11 protein-coding genes are annotated in these 7530 nt (G+C 58.0%); 3 read left to right on the top strand and 8 right to left on the bottom strand.

Features of this window, described 5'->3' with window-relative positions; all coding sequences use genetic code 11:
- Positions 1–33: 33 nt before the first annotated feature.
- The 8 genes from M8R19_RS33010 to M8R19_RS33045 all read right to left on the bottom strand — a co-directional run bounded on the left by M8R19_RS33010 (position 34) and on the right by M8R19_RS33045 (position 5748).
- A complete protein-coding gene (locus tag M8R19_RS33010) occupies positions 34–1347 on the bottom strand; it encodes a zonular occludens toxin domain-containing protein (RefSeq protein WP_249916641.1) in 1314 nt (437 codons plus the stop codon).
- 4 nt (positions 1348–1351) lie between these two features.
- Positions 1352–1639 (bottom strand): hypothetical protein, encoded by a 288-nt coding sequence (locus M8R19_RS33015; RefSeq protein ID WP_058491135.1) that lies wholly within the window; start codon positions 1637–1639, stop codon positions 1352–1354.
- 10 nt (positions 1640–1649) lie between these two features.
- Positions 1650–3161, bottom strand: coding sequence for a hypothetical protein (locus M8R19_RS33020; RefSeq protein WP_249916642.1), 1512 nt, complete (start codon positions 3159–3161; stop codon positions 1650–1652).
- Between the two features lie 135 nt (positions 3162–3296).
- The gene (locus M8R19_RS33025) at positions 3297–3518 is read right to left on the bottom strand and encodes a hypothetical protein (protein WP_249916643.1); all 222 of its coding nucleotides are present in this window, start codon (positions 3516–3518) and stop codon (positions 3297–3299) included.
- Between the two features lie 326 nt (positions 3519–3844).
- On the bottom strand, positions 3845–4132 hold the full coding sequence (locus tag M8R19_RS33030) for a single-stranded DNA-binding protein (protein ID WP_043272796.1): 288 nt from the start codon (positions 4130–4132) through the stop codon (positions 3845–3847).
- A 35-nt stretch (positions 4133–4167) separates the two neighbouring features.
- A complete protein-coding gene (locus tag M8R19_RS33035; protein ID WP_249916644.1) occupies positions 4168–4428 on the bottom strand; it encodes a hypothetical protein in 261 nt (86 codons plus the stop codon).
- Positions 4428–4601: a hypothetical protein gene (locus M8R19_RS33040; RefSeq protein ID WP_249916645.1), complete on the bottom strand. Its 174-nt coding sequence runs from the start codon at positions 4599–4601 to the stop codon at positions 4428–4430. Before M8R19_RS33040 ends, M8R19_RS33035 begins: the two co-directional genes overlap by 1 nt.
- Before the next feature lies 1 nt (position 4602).
- The gene (locus tag M8R19_RS33045) at positions 4603–5748 is read right to left on the bottom strand and encodes a phage/plasmid replication domain-containing protein (RefSeq protein ID WP_249916646.1); all 1146 of its coding nucleotides are present in this window, start codon (positions 5746–5748) and stop codon (positions 4603–4605) included.
- A gap of 156 nt (positions 5749–5904) precedes the next feature.
- On the opposite strand from M8R19_RS33045, the gene M8R19_RS33050 reads away from it, so the two are divergent.
- The 3 genes from M8R19_RS33050 to M8R19_RS33060 form a co-directional block, all read left to right on the top strand.
- Positions 5905–6276 carry a helix-turn-helix domain-containing protein gene (locus tag M8R19_RS33050; protein ID WP_249916638.1) on the top strand — a complete coding sequence of 124 codons (372 nt, stop codon included), beginning with the start codon at positions 5905–5907 and terminating at the stop codon, positions 6274–6276.
- A 275-nt stretch (positions 6277–6551) separates the two neighbouring features.
- Positions 6552–6716 carry a hypothetical protein gene (locus tag M8R19_RS33055; RefSeq protein ID WP_249916639.1) on the top strand — a complete coding sequence of 55 codons (165 nt, stop codon included), beginning with the start codon at positions 6552–6554 and terminating at the stop codon, positions 6714–6716.
- A gap of 321 nt (positions 6717–7037) precedes the next feature.
- The coding region (locus M8R19_RS33060) for a hypothetical protein (protein ID WP_502943055.1) at positions 7038–7530 on the top strand (493 nt) is incomplete at its 3' end.

The raw sequence follows: 7530 nt of genomic DNA on the forward strand, positions 1-7530 counted from the left end.
GCCAGGCACGCCGTAACGAACACGTCTGCAGGCTCAATCATCCTGGCCTCTCCAGGGACGCGAAGCATATTCGCTGTCCGGCACAACGGTTACGACTGTCGCTGTAGCGTGCGGCGTCGAGGGCCGCTGAACGGATGCAGGAACCGGCCTGGCATCGGCTGATCGCAGGTCGCTCCGCTCGCTGCTCACAGCCGATTGCCGGGCCTGCACAGAGGCCTCCGGATCCACGACCTTCGTCACCGCGCCGCGACCGGTCCAGGGCGTCACTCGTTCGCCGTCCACATCGCAGAGCACGTACAAGTCACGCTCAATCCAGCGGCACTCAGCCATCGGCACGATTCGCCTGGACGAGCCATCCGTCAGCACAACGCTCGACGTGCGACTAACCGAGCCAGCACCGGTCACAGAGGCCCCGCAGGGCTTCACCCTGGACGGATCGCCCTCGACCGGCACCGAGCAGCCAAGCCAGCCGGCGACGCGCCAGGTCGCACTCATAGGCGCCGCGCCGCTGACCGAAACACCCGTCACCGCCTGTACAACACGATCGGCAGACGCCCTCACCTGCTGTACCGGCGCTGCAGCAGCTGGCGGCGGGTTCACGAGCTCGCTCTGCACGTGCAGACCACGCGCCTCCGGATCGAAGAACCGATGCACGCCCCAGACGCCGGGCAGGACCAGCACAGGGATGGCCACCACCAGGCCCCACAGAGCCGGCGAACGCCAGATGTTGCCGCGGTTATCGGCCTTGGATTCGTCGCCCACGTCGCCCGTTTCGCTTTGCGTGGCGGACTTGTAGTAACGGTAGACCTCGGGCTTATACGTGCCGAACGACTGCCGCTGCATCTGACTCTTAGGCGGACGATCCCCCGTCGCCGCACCGCTGTAGATATCAACGCGGTACGCCTTCTTAGTCTTCTTTACCACCCGATAAGTTTGCTCAATCAGCGCCCTGGCAAACGACGCAATCTGACTCAGGTCCTGGGTGACCAACACAATACGCATCGACTTATTGTTCTTATCGACACGGTGCCGATGTTCGGCCAGCAGCGCCTTATCTTGTTCGCGCACGGCAGTTGCCTTTAACCCGGACGGCCAACGCCGCCAAAGTTCATCGAGCACCAGAACAGAACCCGGAGGAGCCAGGTCCGCCAAGTCGTCACGCTTATCCCAGTCAGCCGGCAATTGATCGATAGAGCCCTGCGGGAAGTCTTCCAGCAGCATATCCACCTGCAGCGGGATATTCGTTACCACATGCCGCCCCTGTTTAAGCGACGGAATAATCACGTGTTGGACAACGCCATAACTTTTACCGTGACCAGGCTTGCCCACATACGCATCAATAGGCATGACGTCACCCTATGAACGGAATACGGCGCAGGATAAACCGAGCCAACAATGCGGCCAGGCACACCTTAATGCCGAAGCTCAATTCAAACGTCGAGGCGAACCACATTACCGAGGAAGGAATGCCCGCAAACGCACCGCCGGCCTGCGACATGAAGTCGGGCACCGGAATAGCATTCAGGAACTTACCGATACCTTCCATGGCTACCGAGTAAATCTTTTTCGGTATCCACTCTGCCCAATCAACAAACCACTTCAGAATGTCGTTAAGCCAACTTTTCAGCCAATCCAACATATCAATCACCTCACGCCATGAGGAAAATCATAACCGCCACGAAACACCAGAAGGCTCGCATGGTCGGCTGCAGAACATCGTCAATCGTGGACTTCAGGTCGCGAATAATGCCGTAGTCCAATGAAGCCCCGCCCAGGACCTGAAGTGCAGGCGTAGTTAATGTCGGAGCCGTTCCAGTATCAGGCGCCGATATATTGCCAACCGCTGTTGCAATCGGACTTGACTTCACCGTGTCGTAGAACTTCTGTGTCGTAGTCTGGTAATCGTCCACGTCATCGAGCTTCGGCGTGTCCGGACTAGAGCCGTCACTGCATTCCTCGGCCGTCACACAGTCACCACCGCCCTCGCCCTCCCCTGTGCCGCCAGAGCCCGTACCGCTGCCATTAGAGGCCGAGCCAGTACCACAGGCGGCGCCGCTGCAGGTCGATTGCGTAGAGGTCACCACGCCCGTGCCATCCTTAGTCGTCGTGGTTTTGGTCGTCGTCGTGGAGCTGCTGCACACATTCATGTCGGTGCACACAGTCTTGGTCGAAACATCCGTCTTCACGGACGTGGTAGAGCCATCGGCGTTCGTCGTCGTACTGATGTTCGTGGCGATATCAATGCCCTTGGAAGTAGGCGATTTCCAATCGCAACTAAATACGCCGTTCGCCGTGCCACAGTTCTGCGAGCCCGACGTTTTAGTCTCTTGTTTCGACGTGCAGGATTGAGAGCCGTCAGCGCCCGTCGAATAATTACACGGCTGATTATTGGTATCGGTCTTAGGAGTTAAATCGGGCGCCTCGCAACCACCAAGCGCATGGCAGTCCTGATCCTTGGGGTTGTCAGTGCCACCGCCAACGCCGCCAGTGTAAACGCCGTCAACCACGCAAACGGAACCTTGGCCATCCGCATTTACCGTGCACTGAGAAGACTTGACACTAACCGAGCAGCCGATATTCGGATATGCAACGGTCTGCCCATTAATAGGCCCCTTCTCAGGCGTATCAAGATGAATAGAAAGCTGCGACACAGAACCGCCGTCGCGAGAAGAAAACGCCTTACACATAACAGCAGGAGGCGAATCATAAACGCGGATGCACTCGCCAGACGACCAAACATAAGGAACGGTAGACTGCCAAGTGGTATTGCCGCAAAGAGTTCCATCCTCGCCTGCAGGTGTTTCACAAGCACCAGTCTGAGAATTATAAGTAAGACCAGAGGCACAACTATCGCCAAGGCGATCAAAAACCGAACCATTAACACTCAAAGGCTGATCAGAGCCACCCGGGGAATTCTTATAAGTAGTCGCCCAATAACAAAGAGCCCTTGTGGAACTCTGCATTGTTATACGAACACTAGAAGAGCCGTCAGCAACAATCTTGCCCTGAGACGTCAAATCATTAACCTGGCTTGTATAACTCTGATGACAGGCAAGAAACGGTGATGCCGCACTTATGCCGGAATAATTGGTCCAATAATAATCGGCGGCGTTAACACTACCGCACAGAAAAAGAAAGAATATAGAGATTATGCGGCGCATATCAAAGACTCCAGAAGAAACATAGGGCCGACATGCCGCCGAAAAAGAACGATACGAAGTAATAAAGATCAGCCATGCTTTCGCCCTCCCCAAAGAAAAGGGCGGCCGAAGCCGCCCCTTGTACACGCGGCCCGGTCAGGCGCTTTTGATCATGCCGAGCAGCATCTTGGCGCCACGGACGGCGACGTAGACCGCAGCAGCCAGGGCAGCCACTGCCAGGATGCCGGTCACGACAGTGGACCAGTCCACGCCAGACGTAATGGCCGAGAAGTCCGGACCGGCAGCAGCAGCCAGACCGGAACCAGCAGCAGCCATGAGCGAGCCCAGGGCGACGACACCTTTTTTGTTCAGTTTCATAGACTTAACTCCGAATCATCTTAAGGATTGCTCGGGCTCCGAACACGACGGCTAGCGGTACGCCGACGAAGACGAAGCCGACCCCGAACGCCTGGGCAAGTGCCACAGGGTCGAGCGTGGAGGGGTCGAAATCTTGGTGCGACTCAACAAGCACCCAGGGGGTGGAGCAGCTGGGCGCGCCGTCACTGAGCACCTGAATCTCGCCATCGCAGGCGACCGTGTACGTGGTCACGACCGAGCCCAGCGGCCGAGGCCGTGAACGACGACGCCGGCAGCGACGTACCAGGCGAGAAGCTCAGCGATCAGCATCCAGGCGCCCTCCCCGATCAGCTGGCAGCGCGCACAGGCGCTTTCTGCAGCGGCACCAGGCGCAGGCGCATCTGCAGGTCCTCGAACCGCCCCACGTAGAAGCTGTCCGGGCCGACGGTATAGAGACCAGGCGCGTACGGAGCCGCGTTGTCATCCAGGGTGACCTTGATGTGCTGCGGGTACTTCTGCCCCGGCAGGGTGACGTAGGCCTTCTGCTCGCGGATCTGGTAGGGCTTGCCGGTCTTGGCCGAATTGCCCGACTTGACCACCACCTCGGCGCTCTCAATCTCAACCTGAATATCCATCGTCTTTCCTCTCTCAACGTGTGCCCGGATGGGCGTTAGAAGCCGAAGGCATCACCCACCCAGGGCGTGCCGTCAGACCAAATTTCGGTACGGGCATAGCGCTTGAACTCGGCCACGATTTCCCAGTAACGCCGGCACTCGCGGTCCTCGCGAGACTCATACGGCGCAGGCTGCAGGACGGGCATTTCGAGCAAGGCAGGGTTGGCCACAATGGAGCTGCGCAGCGATGCCTGGAGGGCTACACGGGCGCGCTCAGAGGCCGAAAGCTGGACGCCCTGGAAGGAGACGGTGCGCATCAGTCCACCTCCCAAACTTCAACGTCATCATCGGAGTCGACGCCGAGGGCATGCATAGCCATCTGAAACGCTTCCTCAACACTGGCGGCGGAGACGGTCAGGCAAAAAATGCCCTGGTAAACAACGTCCCACTTGGGCAACCGATCCATCTCGGCAAGATCGAAGAGAGCCACGTCAGGCCACCAGGCGCAGCTGGGTGCGCGGTGCCTGGGCGTGCCGGTAGAAACTCGGCAGCACCAGGTTGTCGTTAGTGACGATTTCGGTCGCACGACGAACCAGCACAGCGGTATGCCGGGTGACGTCGTAGGGCATGCGGATGTTGATGCCGATCTTGTTGAGACGAGAGGCGTAAACCTCCATCTGCGACTTCTTAAAATCGAACTGAATGCCCGGGCAGTGCATCCACTGCATAGCAATGTTGGCGGTCGCATTGGCGGACTGAGTGGAGGCAACAATGCCCTTCTCTTTCAGCGTCTGCGCAATCGTGCTGTAGTCCATACCCATCACCTCAAGCTTCTGATCTATCGCCAAAAATTCCGCGTGGATGTCGCGGAAACGGGACTCATCAAAGAGCCCCCACCACTCCAGGCGCTCCCGTTGCAGGTATTCCGCTTTCAGTTCCTGCTCCATCCGCACCACGCCATGCTCATCGCAGAAATTGGCCAGCGACTGCAGGTAGCGAAATTCGGGCGAGTCCTCGCCAAAATTCCGTTTGCACTTTGGGAACAGGAACTTACGAATGGCGTGCGACTTCTGATACGCCTTCTCGTAGTGGTCGCGAGCCTTCCAGTCGACGGTTCGCCCGTCCTCATAGAGATGGCCCACCTTGCGCTTCCACAGCTGGGTTGAAAGCGCCCGGATGTAGGCCAGGTCGTTGCCCTTCCCTACTGTCCGGTTCGTTGTCAGGTCAATACGACGGATGCGGGCGCCATTGCCGACCATGCTCGACTTAGTGCCGTCCTCGCCCTGGCGCAGGCCCCACTCGGTGCACTTGGTGAAGCGCGGTAGCCGGCGGAAGCCATACTCATCGGTATACGACGTGACGATCTCGTTGAAGACCGCAATGCACTCGTCAAGAGTGCGGAACCCGTCGAGGTTATCCAGCCGGTTAACCGCGCTCGGATTGCCCTTCACCACCAGCTTGTTGCCGTCGGCGCGGATGGAGATCGACGTGGAGTAGCTGCCCTCATGCTTCCAACCCGGTTCCGTCACCTTGAGGCGCTCGCCGGTGCGCTTGTCGTAGTAGCAAATACGGGTGTCCGACACCTGCGGCAGTTCGAACGGAAAGACCTGCTCGACCGCGAGGTAGTCGTAGAACATCCTGCTCTGCTGTCGCCCCATGGAAGCCTCAAAAGCTGTCAACCACCCAAATATTGCGGTAGAAGCTACAGCTTTTCGCGGATCGAATGCAAACGAAATCTTGCGGTCAAAGACACCATTTATCGGTATTGGATAAACAAACAGGAGATAGGGTGCATGGACAACCCCGTAACAGAAGAGGCAGCCATGAGCATCGGCGAGAACATAAAGCGCCAAAGAGAGGCGCACGGCCTGTCACAAAAGAAGCTTGGAGAAGCGATAGGCAGCGGCGAAAACACAGTGGTCGGCTGGGAGAAAGACAAAAACCCACCACCAGGCGACAAGGTTGCCGCAATGGCCAAACTCTTCGGGTGCTCAACCGACGAGATTCTGATGGACAAGCACGAGCGCGACATATCACCAGAAATGAGAGCGTTATTCCGGCGTTTTAATGACCTGCCAGACAACCTAAAGCCCATGGCAAGAGGAATGATCAGCGCAATCCTGGCAAGCCTGGAAGAAGAGGCGGCAAGGAAAACCGCAGCATGATGGCCTGGGCACTGGTCGTAGCGTTCCAGGGGGACCCAGAGCCAAAGGTCTACCTAAAGCCAACGGAAAACGAATGCCGAGGGCTTCAGATCGTAATCAGAGAGCACGCCCAACGAATAGGGCGTGAGGCGACGGTAGATTGCTACATCATAACACCCACGCCAGACAGCGTCATACACCCCGAATGGAAGCTGGTGCCAAGAGCAAACCATGGAAGTCCGGGGTGAATTGGGGGTGTTACAGCACCCCCACCCTGCCCAGCCACGGAGACGACCATGGGCCTACAGGACCGGGAATGGTTCAACGAGGCGCGCAAAGCGCCCAAGAAGCCAAAGAAACCCATCCAGCACTCCAAACAGCCACGCAGCCTGAAAGCGCCCTCATGGGCCATCGTAGGCGTCGCCGTGACCATCGCCATCGCAGTAATTCTCTGGCTGTAGCCGACGGGAAGCCCGGCAGCGCTGCTCGCTGGGCTAGACGGCCTGGACATTCCGCGGAGATCTGTCAGCACGCAATGCGCACCAGATGCGGTGCTCTGTGACGGGCCGCGATACGCCCAGGAGGGGTAATCATGGCGCGGGGTGGGCTTGTGCCGAGACGAATCCGGCGCCTCGCGAGCCAGCCGCCGAGCGAGGCGAGCCAAGTTATCGTTACGTAACGAACATTAACGACGAACGGTCGATTTATCGTTACGTTACGCTGGTCTATTTATCGTTACGTAACTATAATTACTCCATGCAACCAGCACGGAGCACACCGCCATGATCGATCCGAAGGACAACAGCACTCAGCCCCTGGACCTCGGCGAGGCCAAGCGCCGCCGGGGCCGACCCAGCACCGGCAAAGCCATGAGCAACGCCGAGCGGCAGCGCGCTTACCGCGAGCGGGCAAAAGCGCAACGTAACGAAAAAACAGAAAACGGCACAGACCTGGTATCTAGGGCGAAGTACGAAAAGCTACACGCCATAACGATAGAAATTAGCGACAGGTGCGCACTGGCCGAGCATCACAGGGATGAATTGCATGAACAGGTACAGAAGCTACTGGAGCAACGCGACAGCCTGATCCGCGAATGCCATGAGCTGAAAAAGGAATTGGCGTCTCGTAACGAAAAAGAGATCACGAACGGCAAAATCCCAGGCACCTGGATAGTCGAAAGGAAGGAACGCGGCACCAAGAAATGGGAGAAATCAGGTGACGCACCGGAATCAAGCTGGGACGCGGCAAAGGGAAGCGTGGACTACATGCAGTTCA

Origin of the sequence: Pseudomonas sp. R3.Fl (genome assembly GCF_023516765.1) — a bacterium.
Lineage (GTDB): Bacteria > Pseudomonadota > Gammaproteobacteria > Pseudomonadales > Pseudomonadaceae > Pseudomonas > Pseudomonas citronellolis.

Coding starts and splice junctions, on each gene's coding strand:
- M8R19_RS33010 (WP_249916641.1), bottom strand. CDS start 1,347: ATGCCTATTGATGCGTATGTGGGCAAGCCTGGTCACGGTAAAAGTTAT.
- M8R19_RS33015 (WP_058491135.1), bottom strand. CDS start 1,639: ATGTTGGATTGGCTGAAAAGTTGGCTTAACGACATTCTGAAGTGGTTT.
- M8R19_RS33020 (WP_249916642.1), bottom strand. CDS start 3,161: ATGCGCCGCATAATCTCTATATTCTTTCTTTTTCTGTGCGGTAGTGTT.
- M8R19_RS33025 (WP_249916643.1), bottom strand. CDS start 3,518: ATGAAACTGAACAAAAAAGGTGTCGTCGCCCTGGGCTCGCTCATGGCT.
- M8R19_RS33030 (WP_043272796.1), bottom strand. CDS start 4,132: ATGGATATTCAGGTTGAGATTGAGAGCGCCGAGGTGGTGGTCAAGTCG.
- M8R19_RS33035 (WP_249916644.1), bottom strand. CDS start 4,428: ATGCGCACCGTCTCCTTCCAGGGCGTCCAGCTTTCGGCCTCTGAGCGC.
- M8R19_RS33045 (WP_249916646.1), bottom strand. CDS start 5,748: ATGTTCTACGACTACCTCGCGGTCGAGCAGGTCTTTCCGTTCGAACTG.
- M8R19_RS33050 (WP_249916638.1), top strand. CDS start 5,905: ATGGACAACCCCGTAACAGAAGAGGCAGCCATGAGCATCGGCGAGAAC.
- M8R19_RS33055 (WP_249916639.1), top strand. CDS start 6,552: ATGGGCCTACAGGACCGGGAATGGTTCAACGAGGCGCGCAAAGCGCCC.